1 pseudogene is annotated in these 209 nt (G+C 41.1%); it reads right to left on the bottom strand.

Annotated features, from left to right (window positions below):
* Window positions 1-209: pseudogene (locus tag V6255_RS19025) on the bottom strand (glutathione S-transferase family protein); the annotation flags it as partial.

Below are 209 nucleotides of genomic sequence, written 5' to 3'. Positions count from 1 at the left end.
CATGAACCAATGAAACATGAATAACAGAATCTTTAATAACACCCGGTCCCGGCTTGAAGGTCCAAGCCTGCTCAGCCATTAGAGAATTCACGACAGAGATATCAATCATTGATAGCAAACCTTTTAGCTCTCTAAAGATAAAAGTGCGATGCGCCCATGGACATGCTAACGAAACATATAAATGGTAACGACCTGCTTCTCCTTTAAAG

The organism is Psychromonas arctica, from assembly GCF_038155225.1.
GTDB lineage: Bacteria > Pseudomonadota > Gammaproteobacteria > Enterobacterales > Psychromonadaceae > Psychromonas > Psychromonas arctica_B.
The sequence above is the reverse complement of the archived record's forward strand: the minus strand, read 5'-3'. Positions and strand labels throughout refer to the sequence as shown.